General features: G+C 36.6%; 17 protein-coding genes and 1 riboswitch. Of the genes, 9 read left to right on the forward strand and 8 right to left on the reverse strand.

Annotated features, from left to right (window positions below):
* The first annotated feature begins 339 nt into the window (after positions 1-339).
* Both RM539_RS16040 and RM539_RS16045 read left to right on the forward strand, forming a co-directional pair.
* The gene (locus tag RM539_RS16040) at positions 340-741 is read left to right on the forward strand and encodes a VOC family protein (protein ID WP_311504428.1); all 402 of its coding nucleotides are present in this window, start codon (positions 340-342) and stop codon (positions 739-741) included.
* A gap of 372 nt (positions 742-1,113) precedes the next feature.
* On the forward strand, positions 1,114-1,932 hold the full coding sequence (locus RM539_RS16045; protein ID WP_311504429.1) for an endonuclease/exonuclease/phosphatase family protein: 819 nt from the start codon (positions 1,114-1,116) through the stop codon (positions 1,930-1,932).
* A 180-nt stretch (positions 1,933-2,112) separates the two neighbouring features.
* Here RM539_RS16045 and RM539_RS16050 read toward each other — a convergent pair whose 3' ends face one another.
* Positions 2,113-3,510: a PKD-like domain-containing protein gene (locus RM539_RS16050; protein WP_311504430.1), complete on the reverse strand. Its 1,398-nt coding sequence runs from the start codon at positions 3,508-3,510 to the stop codon at positions 2,113-2,115.
* A gap of 107 nt (positions 3,511-3,617) precedes the next feature.
* Positions 3,618-3,824, reverse strand: a riboswitch (cobalamin riboswitch).
* Positions 3,825-4,365: 541 nt separating this feature from the next.
* Between RM539_RS16050 and RM539_RS16055 the strand changes: the two genes are divergently transcribed.
* The 5 genes from RM539_RS16055 (at position 4,366) to RM539_RS16075 (ending at position 13,401) form a co-directional block, all read left to right on the forward strand.
* Positions 4,366-7,530 carry a SusC/RagA family TonB-linked outer membrane protein gene (locus tag RM539_RS16055; RefSeq protein ID WP_311504431.1) on the forward strand — a complete coding sequence of 1,055 codons (3,165 nt, stop codon included), beginning with the start codon at positions 4,366-4,368 and terminating at the stop codon, positions 7,528-7,530.
* Between the two features lie 11 nt (positions 7,531-7,541).
* A complete protein-coding gene (locus RM539_RS16060) occupies positions 7,542-9,179 on the forward strand; it encodes a RagB/SusD family nutrient uptake outer membrane protein (RefSeq protein WP_311504432.1) in 1,638 nt (545 codons plus the stop codon).
* A 31-nt stretch (positions 9,180-9,210) separates the two neighbouring features.
* Positions 9,211-10,581, forward strand: a complete 1,371-nt coding sequence (locus RM539_RS16065) for a glycan-binding surface protein (protein WP_311504433.1) — start codon at positions 9,211-9,213, stop codon at positions 10,579-10,581.
* Between the two features lie 17 nt (positions 10,582-10,598).
* Entirely contained in the window at positions 10,599-12,776 is a 2,178-nt protein-coding gene (locus RM539_RS16070) for an endo-1,4-beta-xylanase (RefSeq protein ID WP_311504434.1), read from the forward strand.
* 238 nt (positions 12,777-13,014) lie between these two features.
* On the forward strand, positions 13,015-13,401 hold the full coding sequence (locus RM539_RS16075) for a hypothetical protein (protein WP_311504435.1): 387 nt from the start codon (positions 13,015-13,017) through the stop codon (positions 13,399-13,401).
* 359 nt (positions 13,402-13,760) lie between these two features.
* Here RM539_RS16075 and RM539_RS16080 read toward each other — a convergent pair whose 3' ends face one another.
* Together RM539_RS16080 and RM539_RS16085 are read right to left on the reverse strand one after the other, a co-directional pair.
* Positions 13,761-17,885, reverse strand: a complete 4,125-nt coding sequence (locus tag RM539_RS16080; RefSeq protein WP_311504436.1) for a hybrid sensor histidine kinase/response regulator transcription factor — start codon at positions 17,883-17,885, stop codon at positions 13,761-13,763.
* A gap of 249 nt (positions 17,886-18,134) precedes the next feature.
* A complete protein-coding gene (locus RM539_RS16085) occupies positions 18,135-19,274 on the reverse strand; it encodes a sensor histidine kinase (RefSeq protein ID WP_311504437.1) in 1,140 nt (379 codons plus the stop codon).
* Positions 19,275-19,678: 404 nt separating this feature from the next.
* Between RM539_RS16085 and RM539_RS16090 the strand changes: the two genes are divergently transcribed.
* Together RM539_RS16090 and RM539_RS16095 are read left to right on the forward strand one after the other, a co-directional pair.
* On the forward strand, positions 19,679-20,197 hold the full coding sequence (locus RM539_RS16090) for a DUF4494 domain-containing protein (RefSeq protein ID WP_311504438.1): 519 nt from the start codon (positions 19,679-19,681) through the stop codon (positions 20,195-20,197).
* Between the two features lie 584 nt (positions 20,198-20,781).
* Positions 20,782-21,642: a DUF808 domain-containing protein gene (locus RM539_RS16095; RefSeq protein WP_311504439.1), complete on the forward strand. Its 861-nt coding sequence runs from the start codon at positions 20,782-20,784 to the stop codon at positions 21,640-21,642.
* 476 nt (positions 21,643-22,118) lie between these two features.
* Here RM539_RS16095 and RM539_RS16100 read toward each other — a convergent pair whose 3' ends face one another.
* The 5 genes from RM539_RS16100 to RM539_RS16120 all read right to left on the reverse strand — a co-directional run bounded on the left by RM539_RS16100 (position 22,119) and on the right by RM539_RS16120 (position 26,285).
* Positions 22,119-23,030 (reverse strand): AEC family transporter, encoded by a 912-nt coding sequence (locus tag RM539_RS16100; RefSeq protein WP_311504440.1) that lies wholly within the window; start codon positions 23,028-23,030, stop codon positions 22,119-22,121.
* Complete coding sequence (locus tag RM539_RS16105; RefSeq protein WP_311504441.1) at positions 23,014-23,178, reverse strand: hypothetical protein; 165 nt, start codon at positions 23,176-23,178, stop codon at positions 23,014-23,016. Before RM539_RS16105 ends, RM539_RS16100 begins: the two co-directional genes overlap by 17 nt.
* Positions 23,169-24,530 (reverse strand): FAD/NAD(P)-binding protein, encoded by a 1,362-nt coding sequence (locus tag RM539_RS16110; RefSeq protein WP_311504442.1) that lies wholly within the window; start codon positions 24,528-24,530, stop codon positions 23,169-23,171. The genes RM539_RS16105 and RM539_RS16110 overlap by 10 nt, the downstream gene beginning before the upstream one ends.
* A 586-nt stretch (positions 24,531-25,116) precedes the next feature.
* Positions 25,117-25,374: a hypothetical protein gene (locus RM539_RS16115; RefSeq protein ID WP_311504443.1), complete on the reverse strand. Its 258-nt coding sequence runs from the start codon at positions 25,372-25,374 to the stop codon at positions 25,117-25,119.
* Between the two features lie 332 nt (positions 25,375-25,706).
* Positions 25,707-26,285, reverse strand: coding sequence for a porin family protein (locus tag RM539_RS16120; RefSeq protein ID WP_311504444.1), 579 nt, complete (start codon positions 26,283-26,285; stop codon positions 25,707-25,709).
* Between the last annotated feature and the right edge of the window lie 251 nt (positions 26,286-26,536).

Consider the following 26,536-nt stretch of genomic DNA (forward strand, 5'->3'; position numbering starts at 1 on the left):
AGCCTGAGATTATCTGGAGGATGTTTAATTATCTTAAATATTGCCTTTCTTTTAATTAGCAATATTGATTAAATACAGTAAAACGGTTACAAAAATCCGGAAAGATCTTCGAAAAAATTGGTTTGTTTTCGTTGTAACTTCTTGATTGTTGTAACTGTTTTTTATTGACCTCATATATTACTAATTGAATTTTTATTTTCTGCAATTACCTTCAGTTGATAATTTTTTAGAAGAGATCTTTATCACCCGAACAAATTATTTTGGAAGCTAATTGATAATTTGTATTTTTCTTCACCTAAAATAATTAGTAATCAGGTCTTTAACTAATAATTGTCAGTTATGAAGAACAGGCTGGGAAGGCTTATAATACTCGTGCGGGATTATGAAAAATCTGCTGCTTTTTATGAAGAAATATTTGAGTTTGAACGTATATTTGATATGACCACAGATAAGGGTCAAAGATTCCTTCAACTTGGCGATAAAGAAAACAATGTAGGTGTTTGGTTATTAAAAGCCGAAGGGCAGGAGCAAGAGGCACGAATTGGTAATCAAACTGCAGGCCAACCAACACTGGTTATCTATACAGATGATTTAAGTAAAATCTTCCACAGATTGAAATCGCTTGACTATAATATAAAATTAGCGCCTTCAGGAGAGGAAGAATATAATTTTTTGCATTGCTTTGATTATGATGGAAATGAAATTGTGGCTGTAGAATTAAAAGAAGATCCACCTAATTAATGGCGAAATGCTTATCATTTATTTTTCCTGATTAAAATCTTTTATTGTTGTAGCTGGATCTCTTATGTAATCAAAGATCAATAGATCACATTGGCATTCTCAGGTACGTTGCCTCTTTAGAATTCAAACATCTTTGGCGATAAAATATAGCACCCCTCATTTTAGGAACTAAATTAGAAGTTTATAGTTTAAATAATGAATCTTAAAAAAGCCTTTTATTATCTAACCATATTCATCAGCTGTGTTGTAATCATTATAAGTCTGTTGTCCTTAATTTATGATCTCCCTTACTGGTATTCAAAAGTGCTGGATTTTCCGCGGCTTCAGTATTTGATAATAGCAATATTGTGCCTTATAATTTTCCTCGGGCTGATGGAGAGTTTAAAACGTTCATCAATCTTTCTTATAACTGGCTTAGTTGCAGCTATAGCCATACAATCTATACGTATTTTTCCCTACTGGTTTGGAGAAAAAGCAGTTCCCGATGCAGTTGAAAAATTTTCTGAAGAAAATTCGGTTAGTATTTTGCTTACTAATGTTCTTATCACTAATCGGGAATCAGATAAACTTTTGGAGGTGATTAAGAAATCTGATCCTGACCTTATATTGGCTATGGAAGTCAACCAGTGGTGGGTTAATGAGCTTGAAGTTCTAAAAGAAGATTATCCCTATGTAATAAAACAGCCAAATGAGGAGGCTTACGGAATGGCATTGTATTCTAAATTTCCTTTTCTTGAAAACCAGATTAAATTTTTGAAGCATAAGAATGTACCTTCTTTCCATACCAGGATACAATTAACTTCCGGTAAGGAATTCAGTTTACACAGCGTACATCCCGTAGCTCCCATGCCCAGTGATAAATATCCCGATAATGTAGGAGAAAAAGAAGTGGAGCTCCTTAAGGTTAGCGATTTAGTAGTGGCGGAAGAGATGCCCTCTATAGTAGCAGGGGATTTTAACGACGTTTCCTGGTCTAATACGGCCAGATTGTTCGGGTATAGTGGAAATTTGAAGAACGTGAGGCTAGGAAGGGGGCTGTATAACAGTTTTGATGCGAATCTAAAGATTATGCGCTGGCCGCTGGATCATTTTTTTGTGACCGAAGAATTTGAAGTGGCAGATATTCAGAGATTACCAAATATTGGATCTGATCATTTTCCTGTTTATGCTCAATTTGTATTATCTGAATAAAATAAGAAATGTTTTTCCTGTTTGTCACGGAATTTTTAACAGGGAAAAAGAACAATACTGAATAATTTTTCCCGTAACACCAATGGGTTATACTAAAAAAGGTCTCTGATGGAGATGTTACATCAGAGACCTTGTCTTTTGAATAGCAATTTTATCAGGTACAGAAAATTTTCTCTTTCTTTAATCTACCATTGAAAGGTCCGATGCTCCTTTAATTTCTGTAGAAATTTCTCCTAACCAACCTGCGTCTCCCTGGGCTCCTGTGTAAACTTTTATAAAATCGATCCCTCTTAGTTCAACGGGATTAAGGTTCGCATCAACTGCCCAATCAATTTCCATGGCGTTACCTCCATAGATATTGTAATCGGCATCAAAATTATCTACATATCCCCATTCCAGGGCATCAATGGATACAAATCCGTCGGTATTTATGGTAGGATAAACTCTTGTGCCTGCAAATGTTACTTCCTCCTGTTCTTCAATGAACTGCGGATAATAATTTTGGGTATGATAGGAATTTATCATAACACTATCCTGATTCTCCTGATTATCCAGCCAGGGAACATTGGCATATTCATCAGGATTTGTATAGGTAAGCTCATAATTTAAGGATGTTTCTTCCTTATTATGGGCACTCCCTGCCAGCTCATACCACGTATCATCTGGAATACCATTACCATTTTCATCAAAAGAAACCTGTACAATTCCCGGTTCAGAAAGGCCACTCATCGCATTCCCATAAATTACGAAATCTTTTTGTTCAGCTATGTTTTCAATAGTATGATCAAAAGTAAAAATCACATGTCCACCCCATGCTCCCAATGAAAGGATGTTGGATTTTCCACCAATAATATTTTCTGCATCCTCAGGAGATCCATAATTTTCATTTATGTGCTGTCCCGGTGCAGGTTTGTACTCCAGTATATCTGAAATAAATTCGGTACTACTTTCTGTTTTTGGTCTGAAATATAACTCATAAGGATCATTAACAGTCACCCGGTAAGTCCTGATAATAGAATCATTTTCTGCTTTTGCTTTAAACTGAAGAGAAAATGTCCCGGATTCATCAGGAACATAATTGAGGAATTGATCATTTGAGATTTCTTCTTCGTCTACTTGCCAGCTAAAGCTTGTGGTTTGTGGAGCATTTAAAATTTCAGGCTCCACCACTAAAGTATCTCCTAAAGTAACTTCATAATTTTCCTCATAATCAGGATTGGCAAATTGTATAGGATCCTTTACTGTAACCTGATAATTTCTAACCACAGAGTCATTATCTGCTATTGCTTTAAATGTGAGAGAAAAGGTTCCTGATTCATCTGCAACATAATTCAGGATTTGATCGGTTGAAATTTGTTCTTCATTTAATTCCCAGCTAAAGCTTGTGATTTGTGAAACATTCAAAATTTCAGGCTCCACCACTAAAGTATCTCCTAAAGTAACTTCATAATTTTCCTGATAATCAGAATTGGCAAATTCCATTGGTGTTAGTCCAGGATCATCATCTTTACTACACGAGGAGAAAAGAAAAATTCCTCCAATAAAAATAAACAGATAATTAGATAATTTTTGTTGCATTTGATTTGTATTAAAATTAATAGTTAAAATTAACTTGTTTACAAAACAAAACGGCAGGGGGTATAAGAAGAATAGAAGATCTACCCAAAGCAATAACTCCCGAAAGCTTTGTTTTTTGATTTTTGGCAGGTCTTCTGACTTATCCCTCTTTTTAATCCTTCCCATCTATAAAAGACAGTGGTTTTATTAAAAAGATTTTCCCCGGAAATACCAGGAGGGATTTACAGCAGCGGGAACTGTTCAGGATTTACACCTGATTCCCTTTTAATACAAAACTTAATAAAGCATTTGTAACCGAAAATCTGGACAATATTAGTTTATTTCCATGAGGTGCGGAAGGTGGAAACCCAAAATTTTTCAATTATAATTACCTGCCCTTAATTTTTTCAGAGGAATATTCAGAGGTTTTGCCTTCAGCAACCTTCGTAAAAGAACAGATTAAGAGTTAAGGCTCAAAGCAGAAAGAAACACCAGGTAAGGTTAGCTTCCAATTTTTGATCAGGAAGAAACCATAAGAACAAATTTTAAAAGAAGCAGTAGGCAAATGGATGCATGGTATTATGAAAGCATTATAGTGATGGGAAAAATGGAATCTCTTCAAAACCCCAGGTTTTAAGGGTAATGCTTCAAAATTTATGTACAGTTGCAACAAATATGTTATTTCTTTTGAAGTTAGCCCGATATATTTGTTTTCTAAATATTAAGATTTATTAACTATAAATTATTAATCAATCGATTTCGTAAATAATCCTGAATTTTATGTTTCTGAATTATTTACCCGGATAGAAATTCATGCTATACAATATGGATATTATCCATTATGATCTAAAAATTGTTATTAAATAACTTAGAAAAATGACAAAACATTTACTCAATGAATTGAGCTTTAAGATTCGAAGCGTTTATCTCTTTGGTCTTTTAAGCCTGATTAGTTTTACTGCGTTCGCGCAAAGTACGATTACAGGAACCGTTACTGATGAAAACGGTCCTATACCGGGAGTTACGGTTATGTTGAAAGGAACTGCTAATGGAGTGGTTAGTGATTTTGATGGAAACTATACCATTGGTAACGTTCCTTCTGATGGTGTACTTGTTTTTAGCTTTGTAGGGTACAAAGCAAAAGAAGTGCCTGTGAATGGCCAAACCCAGATTAATACTACTTTAGAAACAGACGTATCTTCTTTGGATGAGGTGGTTGTAGTGGGGTACGGAACCATGAAACGAAGTGACGTTACGGGTGCGGTAGTCTCTGTCTCCGAAGATGCGATTGAAGAATCTATTCCCACCACAATAGATCAGGTTTTGCAGGGTCGTGCTGCAGGGGTTCAGATTCAGCAAAACAGTGGAGCGCCTGGTGCCAGTTCTTCTATTCGTATTAGGGGGATAAGTTCTATTACAGGTTCTAATGAGCCTATTTTTGTAATAGACGGAGTTATAGTGGACAGTAATACAGGGCAGGCTGGTCAAAATGCTTTTGCATCAATTAATCCTTCAGATATTGTTTCCATAGATATTTTAAAAGATGCTTCTGCTACTGCTATATACGGATCAAGGGCGGCTAATGGGGTAATTCTGATTACTACTAAAAGAGGTAAAAACGGAGAAGCTACTATAAACCTTAATAGTTACATTGGCTATCAGGAATTACCTAAACAACTTGACCTGCTTAACCTTCAGGATTATGCAATCCTTAAAAATACCAGGGCCGATCTGGACATTGTTCAGCAAGACCCTGAATTTATACGTACCGATTTGTTAGGTGAGGGAACAGACTGGCAGGATGAAATGTTTACCAGGGCTATGATGCAAAGTCATAACCTCTCAATTTCCGGGGGCAGCGAGAAGAACACGTATGCTATGAGTATAGGGTATCTTGATCAGGAGGGGATTGCACTTGGATCTTCTTTTGAGCGGCTTAACTTAAGAGGAGTTTTTGATTCCCAATTGAAGGATTACTTAAAGGCAGGTATAAATTTCGCTTTTAATAATATAAATCAAACTACAACTTTTTCTGATCAGTCCCTTATTTTAACCGCTTTAAGACAGACTCCAAACGTGGCCGTGCGTAATTCTGAAGGTACCTTTGATGGTCCTGTTACGGATGAGTTTACGCAAAACAACCCTGTAGGTTTGGCAAGTATTAGAGATAACAGCAATGAAAGCGCAGGGATAAGGGCAAATACTTTTGCTGAAATCGATTTTATAGAAGGACTAAAACTTAGATCGGAATATTCTATAGATTACGGATTTTCAAACGCCTACACATTTAATCCTTCGTATGAATTTGGGGCAATTGTAAATGATGTCAGGGAAGGTACAAGAACAAAAACCTATAACAAATACTTCAATTTTCGAAATGTTCTAACCTATGACCGCGCCTTTGGAAATCATAATATCAATGCAATACTCGGCCAGGAGTACCAGGAATCTAATTACGAAAATCTTTACGGCTACCGTTCAGGTTATTTAACCAATGGAGCTACAGATTTAAATGCGGGAGATGCTACTACTGCCCGAAATTCAAACGCCAGTTTTAGAAGTTCCCTAAATTCCTATTTTGCCAGGGCCTTCTATTCATTTGATGACAGATATTTGCTAACTGCAACATTAAGATATGATGGCTCTTCAAAATTTGCCAAAGAGAATCGCTGGGGATGGTTTCCTTCAGCAGCACTGGCATGGAGGGTTTCCAATGAAGAGTTTTTGAAAGACAATGAATATATTAACAATTTCAAACTTCGTTTGGGATATGGAGCTGTGGGTAACCAAAGTGTTCCTAATTATGCCTTTACTTCTATTTATGGAGCTTCAGCAACTCCGTTTGGGGCAGGACTTTTGGCTTCGAATACAGCGAACCCGGATTTGCAGTGGGAGACTACTTATTCCAGTAATATTGGATTGGACCTGAATATGTTCAATAACCGTCTTGAATTTATTGCAGATATTTATTATAAAAAAACCGAAGATTTATTACTGCTGGCTCCTTATCCGGACTACTCCGGAACTTCAGGTGTAGGTGCAACCTCTGCTCCATATGTAAATATTGGTTCTCTTGAAAATAAAGGTGTTGAATTAACACTGAATACGGTTAATGTAGATAAGGGTGATTTTTCCTGGAGAACAAATCTTGTATTTACCCTTAATAGAAATAAAGTTTTAGGCTTAGCAACAGAGACAGGTATCTTAAACAGGACGCTACAACAGGGATCAGATGTTACCATTGTTACCAGGACAGCAGTTGGTAAACCAATCGGCCAGTTTTATGGTTATAAAGTAATAGGCCGCTTTGAAGAAGCTACAGATTTCTATTATAGAAATGAGGAAGGGGAAGTAGTACCTACCGCGTTGCCGGAAGGGCTGGAAATTGGTGAAAACGGTGTGTGGATTGGAGATTATATTTTTAAAGATATAAACGAAGACGGAGTTATTAATGAACAGGACCGGGACTATATCGGCAATCCTTTGCCAGACTTTAGCTATGGTATTGGGAATACCTTTAGCTATAAGGGTTTTGATTTAAATGTTCAGCTTTCCGGGTTGTACGGCAATGAAGTGGTGAATTATCAGAGGCGCTTTTTAGAAAACCCGCGTGAAAATACTAATCTATTACAGTCGGCTCTTGGTTATGCCGAATTGGGGTTAATTGATCCTGATGGGCCTAATGATTATAGAAATGTGCAGATTGTGGATGGAGATCCTCATATGCCAAGAATTGCTGCTTCTTCCGCAGCCTCAACTTCAAATTTTAGGTATAGCGACAGGTTTTTGGAAGATGGCTCTTATTTGCGAATTCAGAATATCTCCTTTGGATATAATTTTCCGCGGGATTGGGTAGAAAGATTTGGACTGCTTAACCTTAAATTATATACCAACCTGCAAAATGTATATACGTTTACCAAATATTCAGGATTTGATCCTGAAGTGGGGTCAATTAACCAGGATGCGCTGCTAACAGGAATAGATAATGGTAGATATCCCTCACCCCGAATTATTACTGTAGGCTTAAATGTCAATTTTTAAAAAAAATTACTATGAGTATAAATAAATTATTTATCAGGCTATTTTTAGCAACTTTATTCGTTGCTTCTTATAGCTGTAGCGAAGATTTGGAAATAGAACCTAACGACCAGATTGCCAGGGAAAACTTCTTTCAATCTGAAGCAGATTTCAGGGCGGCAACGGCACCTCTTTACAATAGAGTATGGTTTTCTTTTAATGACAAATTTTATTTTGGATTAGGAGATGGCCGCTCTTATAATTTATACGCGCCATTTTCAGATTATGTTTATCCGTTTAGCGATTTAACTGAAACCGGACTTACCGGTCCTCTGGTGGAAGCATGGAGATCGTTTTACATTGTGATTCAGCAATCTAATAATACTATTGCTGCGATAACTGAAAGCAGTGTAGATGAAGAATTGAAAAGCCAATACATCGCTGAAGCCCGATTTATGAGGGGCACCGCGTACTGGTATATTGCCTCCCTGTGGGGAGATGCTATTATTACAACAAGCCAGGCGGCAATTATTAATAATCCTATTGTAAACAAAAATCCCCGTAATGATGTTTTTGAATTTGCCATTCGGGATTTGGAGTACGCCGCCATGAACTTACCGGAACAGGCCGGCCAGGCCGGAAGAGTAAGTAGTTATAGTGCCTACGGAATGCTATCCCGTGTTTACCTTTCTTATTCAGGTTTAAGTGACAACCCAAATAGTGGTATGAGAGATGAAGAACTTCTCGATTTAGCTCAAATGGCTGCAGCCAGGGTTATCAATGAAGGGCCTTATTCGCTCCTGGAAGATTATGAAGATTTATTTATGATAGAAAATAATAATAATTCTGAGTCTATGTTTGCGTTACAGTGGGTTCCAAATGGAGAATATGGGGTTAACAATACACACCAGTCATATTTTGCCCTGGGATCAGAAATCACAGGTGACGATGCTGCATATGGTTATTACACCCGTGCTTCGTATGACGTCCTGCAGGAATATGAAACAAATGATTTACGCCGTCAGGCCACATGGATGGCCGATGGAGATTTTTATCCTGAAATAAATCAGGCGAACGGTGGTTATCTTGTAGACCACGAAAACACTTATGTAAATGTAAAAAAGGGGGTAGTAGGCTCTAATAGTGATAATCCGGATATTACAAGGCAAAATTCTGGTTTAAATACTTATATGTTAAGGTTAGGTGAGGTTTATTTAAATTATGCCGAAGCAGTTTTAGGCAATAATGCTTCAACCAGTGATCCAACAGCTTTAATGTATGTAAATGCATTACGTGAGAGAGCCGGGTTAGAACCGAAATCCAGTCTTACTTTTGAGGATATCCTTCATGAGAGAAGGGTAGAGCTTGCTATGGAAGGCCAATTTTGGTATGATCTGGTTAGATGGGCTTATTATGAGCAACAGGAAGTTATCAGTTATATAGATAATCAGGAACGGGATGTTATAACCCCATTTACTTATGAGGCCGAAACCAATACGGTTTCTATAGACGAAACACGTGATGTGACTACCCGTGCTGTGGGAGATGCAGATGGAAGTATATTTCTTTTGCCTTATCCCGAATCTGAAGTGGTTCAAAATCCATTGTTGAGAGAGGAACCTGTACCTTATGAATTCACTGAAGAAAGATTAACTGATGAGTTATTTCAGTAAAAATTGAAAACAAACAAAATTTGAAAATAAGATGAAGCAAAATATTTTAAATAAAAATAACAGGACCTGTTTCTCCTTTTTGGGGATGATCTTCATGGCCCTGCTAATTACCGCTTGTTCCAGCGATGATGATGCAGCCGGAGGTGAGATTACGGTAAATAGTGTGTATCTTCAAGATGTGGATTCAAATGTTCCGGATAGGGAGGTGAATTTCGCCAGGCTGGGACAACTGTTACGTCTTGAAGGTTCTAGGTTTACCGGTGTAAGACGTGCATTTATTAATGGTTTTGAAACATCATTTAATCCCGTCTACGTTTCTGATAATTCAATGCTTATCCGGGTATCATCAGATACACCAACAATTGAAGCTGAAGAAGATGTTCGTAATACTATTCGGCTCGTAAAAGACAACAGCGAGACGACTATTGATTTTGAAATAAGATCTTCAGCACCAACCATTACAGAGATATCTAATACTTTACCCAGTTCCGGAGAAGAAATTACAGTTTATGGTACAGGTTTAATAGAGGTGAGTAGCGTTGTATTTCCAGGTGATGTGGAGGTAACCGAGGGAATTACCTACGATGAAGAAGATGGTGAGTTTTTTACTGTAACAGTTCCTGAGGGAGTTTCTGAAGACGGAGGCTCGCTGTATGTAGAGACTACAAATGGAAACGCTTATTCCCCTGCTTATTTTAATGTGGAAAGAGGTATTATACTGGATTTTGACGGGATGGGAGAACTTGGTGAATTTGGCACAACCATTCGCCAGGGGCAATTAGAATCGGAGCCAATTGGTATGGGAAATGTTTCTCAGGGAAATTATTTACCACTTCGCAATGATACTATTCCTGCTTTTGCTGCTGGAAGAAATCGTGTGGCTGAGGTTTTTACATCAGGGAATGAAAACTGGCGTTCTCAATTCACTCCATTTATTCCGGCAAATACTCCACTGGAGGAAGTTGCCTTCCAATTTGATATTTACGTACCCGAACCCTGGGAAGGAAGTGGATATTTAAAAATCCTGTTGATTAATAACTTCAACGGAGGTGAATGGAGCGGTGGAGTTTACAATTATGTACCATGGATTGTAGATGGGGAAGTAGAGCCATTTGAAACCGAAGGCTGGAGAACGGTAAGCATTCCTTTTACGGACTTTTATCTATTTAATGATGGTGAAGATTACACTTTTGAAGATCTTCTGCAATACCGGGAATCCGCTACTTATAAGAATTTCGGTATCTTCTTTGAAAACTCCGATTTTAATCTAAGTGATGTAACCGGCAGGAGTAGTGATGATATGGAATTTCCATCTTCGGAAACTTCAGTACAGGTTTACACCGATAACTGGCGAATTGTTTCTTTGGAGACGCCTACAGTTACAGATTTTCCTGAAGAATAAATTTTAAAATAATAAACATGAAATACAAGAATATACTATTTATAGCTGTTCTTTCTTCCATTCTCTTTGCATCCTGTGAAGAGGAGATCATGGAATGGGAGGAAAGGGATGAAGCAAATGAGGTAACCACGGCAGAATTACCCTTGCAACTGGAAGAAAAAATTAGTCGGTATGATGCTCTGAAAACCTATTCAAATTATGTTTTGGGTGCAGGAATTGTACTGGATCTATATATGAATAATGAGACCTATGGCAATATTGTTAATGAAAATTTTGATGAGGTTACTGTAGGTTATGCCATGAAGCATGGTGCCATGGTAAATTCGGAAGGAGAAATTAATTTTGACCCCATAGATGATTTTATAGCAAAAACGAATGAAGCAGGGCTTAGCGTTTATGGCCATACTTTGGTATGGCATGCTAATCAGAACGCAAGTTATCTAAACGGCTTGATCGCTCCTACAGTAATCCCGGGAACTTCAGGTTCAAATGCACTGGATATATCGGGACTGGAAGATGGCACCTTTACCGAATGGACAAAAACTAATCCAGGGGCTGGCATAACCATTGTTGAGGGGGAAGGTCTGGCGAGTGATTCAAAAGCAATTAAGCTCATTGCCGGATCTGGTTCTTCACAACCTCACAATTTGCAGCTTACAACCCCGGATATTCCAGTAGTAGAAGGGCATAACTATGAAATTTCATTCTACATTAGATCTGACCAGCCTGGACAGGGGCGTATTTCTTTTAGTGGATTAGAAAATAATTATCCTTATAAGGATTGGTATAATTCCGGAGGAGATAATACAGAGGCTTTTGAAACAACTTCCCAGTGGCAACAGGTTAATTTTTCTATCAGTGATTTTCAAGGAGACACTTTTAGTATTGCCTTTGACCTTGGATATTTGCCAGATGTAACATATTATGTTGATGTAAATAACATTAGTGTGGTAGATCTGGACACAGAGGCAGCGCCTGTAAATGTTATTACTAATGGGGATTTTGAAGAAGGTAACCTTGATGACTGGAACGGCTATGGAAACGGATCTACAAGAGCAGTCTCTGCTGAAGGAGAAGGCTATGGCAATAGCGGTTATGCAATGGTGCTAATGAACCCTGTTGAAGCACAATTATACGAAGCACAACAAGTTTTTGCTCTAAGCGAACCCTTGGAGGAAGGAACTGAATATACCTATTCTTTTTATGTGAAAGCAGACGCACCGGCTACTATTCAGGTTCAACTCCAGGGAGGTTCTGCTCAATATTCCGGACCTATTGAAATAGGTACAACCTGGACGCAAATCACAAGAACTGTAACACCTACGGCAGGTAATGACACTTTTGTTTTTGATTTTGGACAAACCGCAACTACTTTTTATATCGATGATGTAGTGCTAACCTCAGGTGAAGTAGCCACGGGATCCGGTCCGGTTATCATAGAAATGCCTGAAGAAGAAAAAGCTGAAAAAATTGGTGAGGCTATGGAATATTGGATATCAGAAATGGTTACCCATTATACGAATGAAGTAACTGCCTGGGATGTTGTAAATGAACCGATGAGGGAAGGCGGTTCACTTCGTGATGGTAATGTTACAGATGCAGCCAGTGATGATTTTTATTGGGTTAAGTACTTAGGGAAGGATTATGCGGTAACCGCATTTAATCTGGCGCGTCAATACGCTGAGCCATCAGATGTACTTTTTATTAATGACTATAACTTAGAATCCAGCCCGGCAAAATTAGATGGATTAATTGAGTATGTTCAGTACATTGAAAGTGAAGGTGCTACTGTAGATGGTATTGGTACGCAAATGCACGTTTCCCTGAATACCAGTAGAGAAAATATTACAAGTATGTTCCAAAAACTTGCGGGTACAGGAAAAATGATTAAAATTTCTGAGCTTGACGTTAGATTAGGCACGGCCTCTCCAACGGCAGAACAATTAGCCGATCAGGCAGATATGTACCAGTTTGTAATAGATTCTTTTAACCAGTATATCCCGGATGCACAGCAATATGGCATTACTATATGGAATATTTCTGATAATGAAAATGAACACGAATTCTGGTTACCAGAAGAGTCACCAAATGTGTGGAATGCAGATTATGAAAGAAAAAATGCTTATAAAGGAGTAGCCGATGGGCTTGCTGGTCGTGATGTAAGTGAAGATTTTACGGGAGAATTGGAATATTAAGTTTTGAATAGCAGAATTCATAATTAAAGTTAAAACCGGGTGTCAATGCCCGGTTTTTTTATTCCGGAGATTGTTCAAAACATTTAGGTAAAGCATAAATGTACTATGGTTAATTTGCTATTGAATAGTCCCATATCTTTTTGTGCCAGATACAAATATTTAAATATCAGGGAAGAGAATGGATATAATTAAATTGAATAATTCGGAATGGTAAAAAATAAACTTTGGCAAAATAAATATGAAAATTCATATCTACCCCAAAGAGCTCATAATTTCTATATATTCTTTTATGGCATTTACTGTTATTGGAACTTTAACTCATCAATTTGGGCATATTGCTGTTGCTGAATTCCTTGGTTATAAATCCACCCTTCATTTTAGAAGTATTAATTATGATAACTCCATTTTGATCGATAAAATATATACTATATATGCTGAAAATAGAACAGCAATTGCAAATGACTTCAATTTCAAAGAAAAAATCCTTCTAGCATCTGAATTAAAAAAGTTGAAATTCCATGGTTTCCTGGTTCCAATAGGCGGACCTTTACAAACTATCCTCACCGGTTTAATTGGATTTATTATTTTAATCCCAAGGCAACTGTCTATTCAAATAATGGATTAAAATTATTAACTGGATAGCTGTCTTTCTCTTATCATCTCGTTAAGGGAAGTATTTAATCTTGTTCATTCAGTTGGCGATGAGTTGATATTTTATAAAGGCAGCTATTTTGGGGGATATGAAAAACATGTTTCGGAATATCTTAATTTTTTCCCTGGTACTTTTTCAATTGTTTTAGGGATTATTGGAATAGTAATATCAGCGTATGTTATTTTTGGATTTATATCCAGGAAGATTCAGCTTACATTTATATTAGGTGGAGTAATTGGAGGGATTACTGGCTTACATTTGTGGTTTCAAATATTAGGGTCCATTCTACTTCCCTGATTTTTTATGAAAATGGGGTAAGATTAATTACTGAATTATTCATCCTTAACTTCTTTGGGCAGCACACCAAAATGTGCTTTAAAGCATTTAGAAAAATAGGAGGGAGAGGAAAAGCCTACATTGTAACTTACCTCACTAATAGAAGGATTCTCCATTTCTTCAAGCAGTTCCTTAGCACGTTCAAGGCGTATTTTTCTAATGAGCTCATTCGCCGTGAGGCCAGTTAGGGCTTTTATTTTTCTGTAAAGCTGACTTCTGCTCAGGTTAAATTCATCAGCCAGTTTCTCTACATTTAAATTATTTTCCTTAATATTTTCCTTGGTAAATTTTATAATTTCTAGAATAAATTGCTGATCAAGAGAAGTGGAATTTGGCTCAACCTCAGTATTATTGAAGCCTCCCATATATTTGGAAAACAACAGTTCCCTGTTGGTAATTAGTTGTTTCAGGTTGGAGCGCATGATCTTCATTTCAAAGGGTTTATTTAAATAAACATCTGCTCCTGCTTCCAGCCCTTCCACCCAATCATCTGTCATTGCCTTTGCTGTAAGCATTAACACCGGAATATGACTTGTTTTTAAATCCTTTTTCAAAAATGAGCAAAATTCATATCCGTTCATTACAGGCATAATAACATCAGTTATCACTACATCGGGCATATATTTTTTAGCCTGTTCCAGACCTTCCCGGCCATTTTCAGCAAGCACTATTTTATATGTGGCTTCTAATTCCTGTTTAATGTATGCCCTTAATTCAATGTTATCTTCTACAATTAATAGGGTTTTTTTATGATGTTCAGTAGTATCGAAAGAAACAATCTGCGGAATTTCTTTTTTTTGCTGAATCTCTACCGGCTCCGGATCTTTAATATCTGATAAGTCATATTGATTCCTATCTAAAGGAAGAAGAATTTTGAATTTTGTACCAACTCCTATTTCACTTTCAACTTCAATATCACCCTTGTGAAGATCAACAAAACTTCTCACTACTTCCAGGCCTATTCCTGTGCCGCCATAATATTGTTCATTCCGCTCTTTTATCTGATAAAACCGGTCAAAAATTTTGGTGATTTCTTCAGGATGTATTCCTTTTCCGGTATCTTCAATACTTATTTCCAGTGCCTCCTGGGGAAATTGTATATCTGAATGTTTAAAAATATAATTTTCTTTTCTGTCTACTACCACTGTTATAATTCCATTGTTAGTTGTGCTCTTAAAAGCATTTGAAAGGATGTTGAAAAGTATTTTTTCAAGTTTGCTTTTATCTGCCCATATCAAACTGATATCATTATTTATTTCCAGCGATAGCACAATATTCCTTTGCTGAGCTTCTTCTCTAAAATATTCGGTGATTTCATCCAGAAGATCATTAATACTAAAAGACGATATATTCAGGGGAATGCTATCTAACTGAAGCTTTCTAAAATCCATTAATTCATCAATCAGCCGTTTTAATCTTATAGTATTTTTATTAATAATATTTATTTTGCCTTTTAGTTTTTCGGAAAGTTCTGCTTCATCCAATATATCTTCCAGTGGGCTCATTATAAGCGTCAATGGTGTCCTGAATTCATGGGAAATATTAGTGAAAAACTGTATTTTTTTATCATTTAGAGCCTCTTCCTGTTGGTGCCTTGCCCGTTCCTGTTCTATAGCACGTTTAATTTTAACACGCGAGTTAATAAACCGGTATACAAGATAGCAAATCACCATAAATGAAAAGATGTATAATGCAATAGCAAGATTGGTAAACCACCAGGGTCGTAAAATTTCTATTTTTAAAGTGGTTGGATTATTATCCCAAATACCATCACTGTTAGTAGCTTTTACTTTAAAGGTATAGTTTCCTGCCGGCAGGTTTGTGTATGTAGCACTCCTTGAATTCTGGACATAATTCCAGTGGTTTTCAAAACCCTCAAGATAATAGGCAAATTGAATTTTTTCGGGCCTTGTAAAATCTATAGCAGCATAATCTATAGTAAATACAGACTGCCCATGGCTAAGAGTGGTTTTTTTTGTTTGGGAGATAACTTTTTCCAGGGGAGAATCTTCTTTTCCTGGCGAAACCGACTGATTAAAGATTTTAAGATCTGTTAAGTAAACCGGTGAGGGATTTGTATTAATTGTCAGGTTTTCCGGATTAAAGAAATTAACGCCTTCATAAGATCCAAAGTAAAGGGTACCGGTAGCATCTTTATAAACGGCATTATTATTAAAGTCATTGCTAAGCAAACCATCATTAATGGAAAAATTTTTCAGCGTGTTTTTGCTTTTATCCATTTGGGTTAATCCATTGTTACCAGCTACCCATATGGAACCGTTATTATCCTGCATAATAGAAGATACAGTTAGCTTATTGAATCCACTTTCAGGTTTTACCCAGGAAAAGGAATTCTTCTTCATATCATATCTGCAAAGGCCGGCACCATCGGTTCCAATCCAGATATTTTTTGAAGAATCTTCGTAAATATCAAGGATCAGGCTCTTATAGCTTTGGTTGTCATCTTTATAAAACTTTGATGACATTGTTTCTAGTTGAAATTCCCCATCAACAACCTTCAATTTAAAAAGTCCTTCATTTCCCCCAATCCAAACATGGTCTTCGCTGTCTACATAAACCCTTCTAACATCACTGTAACTTATTCTTCTGGTAATAAAAAGCTCTCCGTCATAAGTTCGGAATTTCCCTGATTCAGGATTAAAAGAATGAATACCCCTGGAAAAAGTACCTATCCATATTGTTCCATGTGAATCTTCGGAAAAACTCAATATGCGGTTTGTAGCTATTTCACCATTGGTATTTTGAACAGAATAATTAATAAAAGTATCTGAATCTTTTTCTAAATAGTAGATGCCATAATCCCAGGTCCCCACCCATATATTTCCTTTACTATCCTTAAAAAGAGTTTGAACATCTGGGGAATCAAGTCCGTTTGCAATTTTGTTTTTATTGTTCAATAAGTGGGTAAAAGCCCCGGTTTCAGGATTATAAACGTCTATTCCTCCGCCATCCATACCAATCCATAATCTTCCTTCTTCATCTTTAAGGATTCCTGTTACAGAACTGGATTGAAGGGAGTTAGGATAATTAGCTTTGCTTTTAATATCAGCAAATTTGTCATATAATTTATCGTATACACCCACGCCATTGTTATAATGTCCAATCCATACACGTTCCTGGTTATCAAGAAATAAAGACCAAACCGAATTGGAGTTTATGCCATTATCATCAAATTTCTTGTTGAGGTAATGATTTATAATCTTTCCATTCCTGTCTATCTCAAACATGCCGTCATTTTCTGTCCCACACAAAATCGTTTTACGTGGAGTATCCAACAACGATAGAATTCTTTTAGAAGTAATAGGGAAATGCTCAATCACATAACGGCCATTCTCATTTCCATCAATTTTAAAAAGACCTTTTGTTTTAGTACCTATCCAAATTGTGCCTTTGGTATCAACTTCCATAGTCTGAATATGGGCTGCTATTTTTTCTTTTCCACTTGAAGTTGTAAATTTAAGAGGTGCCATTAGGCCCTCTTCTTCATCATATTCAAATAGTCCGTTTTTTGTTCCTATAAATATTCTGGTATCAAAAAGAGCTAGACTGTTTATTAAGAAATTTCTCATCACGCTTATACCTGTAGTTTCCACTTTGAATGCTTCCATTGTAGAAGGATTCAGTTTAAACAGCCCGTATTGATGCGTGCCAACCAGAATGTCTCCATTTTTATTTTCAAGTATTGCCTGTACTGATATACTGGTATGTTTAGATTTTTCCAGCAGGTTAATATGAATAAAGTTATCCTGATCTCTGTTGTAAAGGTCAAGACCTGTTTCTGTACCAATCCATAACCTGTTTTTTTTATCCACATAAGTGGTATGTATAAGAGAATTACTTAAACTTGTACTATCCCCCTCTTTATATTGATATGAGGTATAATCTAAACCGTTGTATTTATTTAGGCCTAATCCATTTGTTCCCATCCATATAAATCCCTGCCTGTCCTGAGAGATGCTGGCTACAGCCCGTTGTGTGGGAATTCTGTCCAATGTTTCAAAATGATATTGAGGTAGAGATTGTTCCTGCCCGCAAGCCGGAATTAAGGTCAGAAAAAGAAAAACCGGAAGAAACAGGAAATATTTTAAATTGTCATTCATCTTCATTATTTAAATTAGGCTTCAATTTCTGAAGTCCTTCTGGAGAAGAAATTTTTGGCATAAGATAAATGATTATTCCTTATATGCAATCGATTTCGGAATTTAAATGATCTTGATATAGATATTAAAAGAAGCAGAGTAGGAGAGGGTTTAAATAATAATTATTTATATATATAGAGCAGATAGACATAATGCTAGAATAAAGGTAGGCCTATAAAATTCAACTTAATCAACACTCCAATAATTTATTTACTCCCCGTAATTCAGTTTTGAACGAACTTTGCCCGGTTTGTTGGAATGCCTGCTAAGGAAGACAAAAAAAGTGGTTCCGTTTTCATGGTCACTACTTAGTTCCACGTGGCCACCATGAGCCTTTGCCGCCATTTTAACGAAAGTAAGCCCCATTCCCCAGCTTTTAAGTTTTCCCGGCTGTTCTTCGCTGTGGTTTAGAAAATCAAAGATTATTTTCTGGTTTTTTGGGGAGATAGGATTTCCGTGGTTATGGACTTTTAGAATAACATTTTCTTCGTTATAGTCAACATAAATGGTAATGGCTTGATCAAGTCCGCCATACTTCACCGCATTCGTGAGCAGGTTTTCCAGAACTCTGCCTACTGCAGTAGGATCAAACACTGTAATTAATTTTTCAGCTTCACAAACAATCTTAATTTTATTGGAATAAATTTCGGTAGCTTCTTCCTGTACCGCTTTTACCTTTTCTACAATATCGCTTTTCCTGAAATTGAGAGCAATTCCTTCGCCTGCCTCCACACTTATGGCATCCAGCAGGCCTTCCAGTAAATCAAGAGATTTGCGAAGACTCTCCTGGGCCATTTTTCTTGTATTCTCAAACTGTTCCTCCTCTCTTTGTAATTTCATTACATCCAGGGCGAAATAAGCTGCAGAAATAGGATTTCTTACATCGTGAGCCAATGTACCTACAAGCTTTTCCCGCATTTCCTGAAGGGAATCGTTAAAGGAACTAATGGAATGCGACATAGAGGTTTCCAGGCAAAATGTAATAATAATGCTGATATCTGTATTAAATAATTTCTGAGGAATCAATGTTTCGACCAAAATGCGGTTGAGGATGATATATTCGTCAATAATTTGTTTTACAGTATATTGAGAAGAAGCAGCTCTATGTCTTCCATGATCAAGACTCTTCTCGACAATCTCTTCACATTTTTCATTTTTCAAAAAATCTTCACGGTCGGTAAAACGCCCCATAATACTTGCAACATCATGAAGTAAAGTCGGTAGCAAATTGCGCAACACGAGCGACTGGGTATTTTCTGAAGCAGATATCTCCCCGTTCACTGCTTTTTCCCAGGAATCAATTAAGATATGTTTATTGTCTCTTATATAATTAGCTGCTGACTTTGTCAATGTTTTGTTATTTTGGTTGGAAACAGAATATACCAAATTTTATGCTGGATATGAAATGATGTTAATGAAGAACGTAAATAGTTATATCTAAAGTAGATCACAAAAACCTCAAAATTACCACCTATATTTTACATAGCCTATCTTGATCTGAAACAATAAAAATATAAGAATAATAGGGCCGTTGATTTTCAAAGTACTTTGTTCAGTGACAAATTATTAGTTTTGTCTATAAGCAAAAAGGAGAGAATAAGTAAAAGCCGTTTTGATGTTATAGGATTTTGAAATTCTAAATTTGCTATAGTACATTGTTTCTCTGATGGAGGGAAAATTGTGAATATCTATTGAACAGATTATTTATTAAACCTGTTTTAAATTATATTTTTGGCCCCCTTAAAAAGAAAACTATGAGCGTAATTTGGTATGAGTGTAAGGTAAAATATACTAAAAGATATGAAACAGGAGAACAAAAAGTAACCACAGATACCTATTTGTTAGATGCGGTATCTTATACAGAAGCAGAAGCGAGAATTAGTGAAGAAATGACCGCATACACAAGCGAGGATTTCAGGATCATGAATATAAAGCTTGCGAATTTTTCGGAAGTACATCCATTCGAAAATTCCGATTGCTGGTTTAAGTCCAAGGTTTCACTGGTGGCTCTCGATGAGGAGAGTGGAAAGGAGAAGAAAACTAATATGTATTTGCTGGTGCAGGCTAATGATGTAAAAGAAGCTTTTGAAAATACTACCAAAGCTATGGAAAACACCATGGGAGATTATTCGATCCCTGCCATTACAGAATCTCCAATTCTTGATGTTTTTCCATATTTTTCTGAAGAAGAGGAAAAGTTAGAGAAAGCTAATGTTATAGATAAAGACGAAAATCTAAACGAAGAAGTTTTAGAAGAAACTGAAACTTCTTAAATTCATTTCAATCCTGCAGGCATTATTGTTCAACAGGCTGTAAAACATTTTAAAGAAGATGGTTTAAGGAAGGTATAGAGGTATGTTATCAACTCGAAATCGAAAGGCAAATTGAAGACTAGGAATTTATAAAGCTCCCGGCTTTGCTCGCATTGACAAAGTTTACTTTTAGATAATTTCTTTTTTAATTTAAAAATTGCCTGATGGCTCGGCTTTGGGGTTTCAGCTTTACCTCTCCCTGGGGAGAGGCGGGAACTGATTTTTCACAGTTCAGAATGAAGGGAAATACAAAATTTAGGTTTTGTTTCAGAGACCCAGGTGAAACCAGCGAATTACATCGGTACATTGGGGATAGTTGATTTTAATAAATTTTATTCTAAGAGGGTAAATACCCCGAGGCTTGCCTCTTTAGTAAATGTTTAAAGTTGAAAACGTGTTTCTTTTAAATGACCCGTGGGTTTTCCCGGGAAAAATTTATTTAAATAGATGAATAGATTGGGGTAATTTATAAATATTAATATAGACTTTGAATTGATTTCAAATAATAAATACGCGTATATTGCTCTCGAAAATATAACTAAAATATGGCCACAGGATTTTTTGCCCTTCTCGACGATATTGCAACTTTAATGGATGATGTGGCTGTAATGGGAAAAGTTGCCGGCAAGAAAACAGCAGGAATATTAGGTGACGATTTAGCTGTGAATGCAGAAAAGGCATCAGGATTTATGTCGTCCAGGGAATTACCGGTGCTTTGGGCAATTACAAAAGGTTCATTTTTAAATAAGCTTATAATTTTACCCCTGGCATTTTTGCTAAGCGCCTTTTTACCATCTGCTATTACTATAATATTGCTTATTGGAGGTCTTTATCTGGCTTACGAAGGTGCTGAAAAAATCTTCGAATATTTTTTTCCGCATTCTAATGAAAATGAAGCACCTAAACTTGAAAAAATTTCTAAAGAAGAAGTTTTAAGCATAGAAAAGGAAAAAATTAAATCGGCAGTGTTAACCGATTTTATACTTTCCGTAGAGATTGTTATAATAGCTTTGGGAACAGTTGGAGCAGAACCATTACCGACCCAAATTATTGTAGTTTCTCTAATTGCGTTGGTAGCCACAGTTGGGGTATATGGTATTGTTGCACTTATTGTGAGAATGGATGAATTTGGTGCTAGGCTAATCGATTTAAATAATAGAGATAATAGTTTTTCTGATAAAATTGGTAAATTCTTAATAAGTGCCCTTCCAAAAATTATCAAGAGCTTGTCCATTATTGGCACTATTGCACTGCTTTTGGTTTCGGGAGGGATTTTTGTGCATAATATTCATTTCCTACACGATTTGTTTGCTAATTTACCCGATATTCTTGTTGAATTTCTGATTGGTTTAATTGTTGGTTTTATCATGTTGTTGATCATAAAGCTAATCGGCAGGATTTGGTAAAGTCGAGGAGTGTAGAAAAAACTGAGCTATTTTGACTCTTTTCAAATACTCGTAGGGGACATAACTCCCAATGAACTACGTGACCTTAATCCATATAATCTTCTCTCCAATTATCAAATTTTTCCTGCGCATCCTCTATGGAAAGAACCAATTCACATTTAAACATTCATGCTTAAATGAATCAGCTAAGCTGAGGGGGCTCTTTTTTAACTTGTTATTATGCTCCCGGTTGAAGCACGTTCCATACTCCAATCCGCTCTTATGTAAAAGTTCTCTTTTTTCTGAATAATTTTCTGTAACCGGATTACCAGTGATACACGAAATGATCTTCAAAAAATCTGTTCCTGGGTTGGGCAAAATATTCCCCTACTTCTAAAGATCTATCTCCCGGCAGCGTCCCCAGGATCAACGTTTCGGTATTTGAATCTGGAATAGGAGGGAAGCCTGTAGGTCCCAATTTTTCGTGAAATGCTGAATTATTGATAGAACAAGGCTGCAAGTGGAACCAGGATCAGGGACAAGAGCATAGACAGACACACAAATATTGCTGAATCTTTTTCCTCAGATCCCAGCATAGAAGCGAAAACAGTTAAGGTTGCTGCTGTAGGAAAAAGCGGAAGGAGGGTAAATACCTCCCGTTCCTGAGAACTTAATCCGTCTACAAAGAAATATTCTATAGCCAGAACAGCTGCAGTAATTACGATTGCACTCAAACTTCTTGCGCCTAATACTTTTGAAAAATAAGAAACATCCAGTCCTTTAAATTTTACACCGGTGATATTCATTCCCAGAATCGTCATTCCTGCTACTGAAACAACCACCCCCAGTACATCCAGAACAGGGGAAGCGGCTTCGGGGATTTCATAGTTTAAAATTTTTAATACTATGGCAAGTACAAAAGCATAAATAAAAGGAACTTTTAAAGCCTCCTGTATAGATTTCCTGGTACCAAACTTTGATTTAGCCACCATTGTATAACCAAAGGTATACCCATAAAGACCGGTACCCAGGTAGATGCAAATAAGAGTAGTCACGGCATCCTGATCAAAAACGGCCATTACAGTGGGAATCCCGAAAAAAAGCACATTAAAAAACGAATAGCCGCTTTTGAGCAGTGGATCATCAAGTCCATTATACTTTTTGCTTACCCAACTTGCAGGAATATTTATTATTAAAGCCACAATAAAACCCATTATGGAAAGGATAATAAGGCTTGAAAATTCTGTTTCAAGCACTTTATCTATAAGTAAAAGCGGTATAAGTATAAATATTAAAGGTTTATGAATATACCTTTTAGCAATTACATTTTTGCGCTTTAAAAAATACCCCAACGGGATGCATAATAAATAAGGAAGTAAGCCGGAATAAATTTCAATAAATATCTTCATCTTCATTTATTTTAAAGACCAGTTCACTTGCAAATCGGCTAATTGTCTTAATGTTAAACCAAACAGTATCCACATCGAGCAGCATCCCATTTACCAGGTGTCCAACCGCATATAAATTTTCTCCTGATTTCCCGGAAATTACCTGCATGGTACGAGGGTTAATTTTTGCACCTCCGGCAGGATAGGGAGTGAGATATTTTTTTCCAGTAGTTTTTCTATTAATTTATTGTCCATTCCTTTTAATGCAGAAGCCGTTCCGGTTGCATTGATAATTTTATCGAAATCATAGATGTCTCCCGATTTTGTTTCCATTGTGAATTTTCCGCTGTCATTAGAAAATTTCACCTCCCGGTTTTGAGAGATCACCCTAAGCCGTTCTTTTTCAAAAAGTTCAAGGATCTGTTTGGCGTTGTGCAGGGGCATGGCGTGCCTGTTTGCCGCCCACTGGGTACCCAGCCATTTCTTGAAGATTTTTTTCTGCTTAAGTGACATCCACTTCCAAATCACGCCGGCATCATAACGCAGGGAATAGGTGATATTTAAGAGGGAATCTCCTCCTTTTTCGGCAGCCGAAATATCATACTCCAGTAATTCTTTGGCAGGTTTGGAACTTCGGTTGAATTTCTTCCAATCCATCTTCTTCCCTTCGGCTTCCTCCACATCTTTAATATAGAGCCTGAAGAGCTCTTTTACCCGGGGAGGATGCAGCTTTTCCCGCTGAATTTTATGGATGTTCTCCAAAGTAAGATGTTTCCGGTGGAAAACATTGCTATGTGTAGGTTGTACCCGTGGTAAGATCCCTTTATGGGAAATCAGGCTTATCTTTCCGCGATGACCATTATTAACAAGTGTCATTACAGTATCTATAGCGCTTAAGCTACTTCCCAAAATTCCTACCTCGTCATCTTTTTTAATAGTTTTTTCAATCCTGTTTACCGGCCAGGGAAAATCAATATAGCCATCATGCTGCCTTAATTCACGAAATTTATTTGGTTTTGAAGTTCCCGGGGCCAAAAGCACAAAATCGCTGTTAATGATTTTGCCTGAACCCAATTCTATATGAAGCTTCTCATCTTTTTGCCGGTGAATATCTACAGCTTCCTCCTGAACAAAATTCACTTGCACTTTATGTTCCTTTGCCACCTGCCGGAATCTTTCCAATTGCTCAGAAACATATTCTCCATAGAGAATTCTCCTGGTATAGGCAGCTTCTGTATAACCTTCCCCTTTTATATCTTTAGGATTTTGATCTTTTGCTTTTAACCAATCAGAAAAATCCTTTGGTTCATTGGCGTAGATGCCCATTAGATCGGCCCGGGTATTGAGCAGATGGGATTTCTCGGGTGTCCCAAAGGCCATACCATACCCAAATTTTTCCCGTCGTTCTATCAAAGTGAGGCTTAATTTTTCGTGAAGTCCTAAACTACAAATCTGTAACACCATTTCAATAAAAGCAGCAGATCCACAGGCTCCGCCACCAATAATACATAAATTCTTCATATTCCTCTTTCAAATTTTTTTAGGCCAGCTTACAAGATACAGAAAACGAAGAGCCAAAAAAAAACAGGAAATAGCTTAATTATTATTTATTTATAAAAAAGGTCAAAGGTTTGGAGGTAGCGCTAAAATTGGTTGATTTTAATTGTCTATTTATCAGTAATATAAAGGTTAAATGTCTTTTTTACCACACATATTGCTGCGTAAGAAATGATAATCCCGTGCGTGCTAACATTATGAATTTTTTAAGATTCTCCTGAAGTTACCTACACCATCCATGTTCCAAATGTTTTAGAACTGATTGGGAATATGGAGATGGCCAGGAGGTACTATTGAAAACACCTCTTCGGTATGTTTTCTTTTAAATCGTTCTATAAAAAAAATCTGCGTGGAATTTCCGGATGAAATATGGATTCCTTGCATCTGGCTCCATTCTGAAGCGATCTTAAAAACAATTCAGTTTCGTTATCCATTCTGATATTTTAGGTGGATATACTCTACATATGCTAAGAATACGTAGGTCTTCTACAGATTTTCTTTTGATTTTAATTAAGTTGTAATTACCATGGGTTCAGGTGATTATATATGGTTAATAAGATTCCGGGACCATATGATAAATAGCTTCCAGAAATTTCCTGCCTGGAGCATTTTTATCTTTGTTTGTTTTAAGTTCTTTTATTACACCGGCAATCACAATTTTCTCCTGTGGTAATACATCCGAATCTTTGGAATGGGCGATGATAAATGTTTCGGAGGTTTTTTCATCCCGCAATTCATATACATTATACTGTTCGATTATGGGTATCATCATAAATGTCATAGCTTTTCCGGCCATTACAGGTATCATAATAAAACCTTTAAAATCTGACTTTCCCTCTATTAATTTTGGAACACCGATTAATATTGCATTCGAGGAGATTTTTCCCTTTTTGCTTACTTCAGAAGGGAGTAATCTTTGTGGCTTATATTTTAAATAATTTGCCTTTCATTTAAAAAAGGTCAGCAGTAATGGCAAATTTCACCGCCGGCGCTATCAGCATTAACAAAATAAATCCGTAGAGTAGATAGATGGCACCACAGGCGAACCAATAACCTGGAACTGGACATTTGACGGTGGTACACCATCAACTTCTAACAATGATGTCTGCATTTATTTCCGGTTTTATTTAAACAGAAAATTTAGCGCATAAACTTATATCCTACAGATAAGCTGATTACTGAATTTTTATAATTTTTATCTTTAAATAGTTCCGAAAGGCCATAGCTATATCTGGTTTGGATGAAAAATTTTTGGAATACATCAAAACCAAATCCTCCATTTACGGCAAAATCTAAAAAGTTTGTTTCGGTTCCTATTTCTTTTCCTTCATACTCTGTTTTTCCTGATAGCAGAAGACCTATTTGGGGACCTACTTGAAAATTTATATTTTCAAGTATCTTAATTTTGACCATAAGTGGAATATCAATATAGTTGAGCTTAGATGTTGCATATACGTACCATTCGTTTCCCGGAGTTTTATATTCTCCTCCTTTTTGACTAAAGACCATTTCCGGTTGAAGGCTAATAAAACTGGAGAGTCTGTATTCATACAAAATTCCCGCATTTACTCCAAATTCTCCGGTATATGTGGAGCTTCCTGTATGAAAACCGGTAAAATTGATTCCGGCTTTAACGCTAAAAGAATGCTTGTTCTGCGCAAAATTCCTGACGCATACTCCAAGAACCAGGAATATGATTAGTAAAATTCTTTTTGTCATGATATTTTTAATGTCGTTACTCGTGGAAATTGGGGGGTACAAAGTTTTAATTTTATGACTTATGGATATAGTAGAAAAATGGGGAATAGGATTATAACTTAGGTATTAAAGAGGCATCTATGTAAAATTAGTGGAAGCATAATATCTTATTATCACTATTTCTGCTATTCTGTTACCAACATGACCATTTTCGTTGAGCCAAAGCTATCTCTTTATAGAGAAATATCAAAGGGAATTTTTACCTCCCACTT

This window comes from Autumnicola musiva (assembly GCF_031846585.1).
GTDB classification, from domain to species: Bacteria; Bacteroidota; Bacteroidia; order Flavobacteriales; family Flavobacteriaceae; genus Autumnicola; species Autumnicola musiva.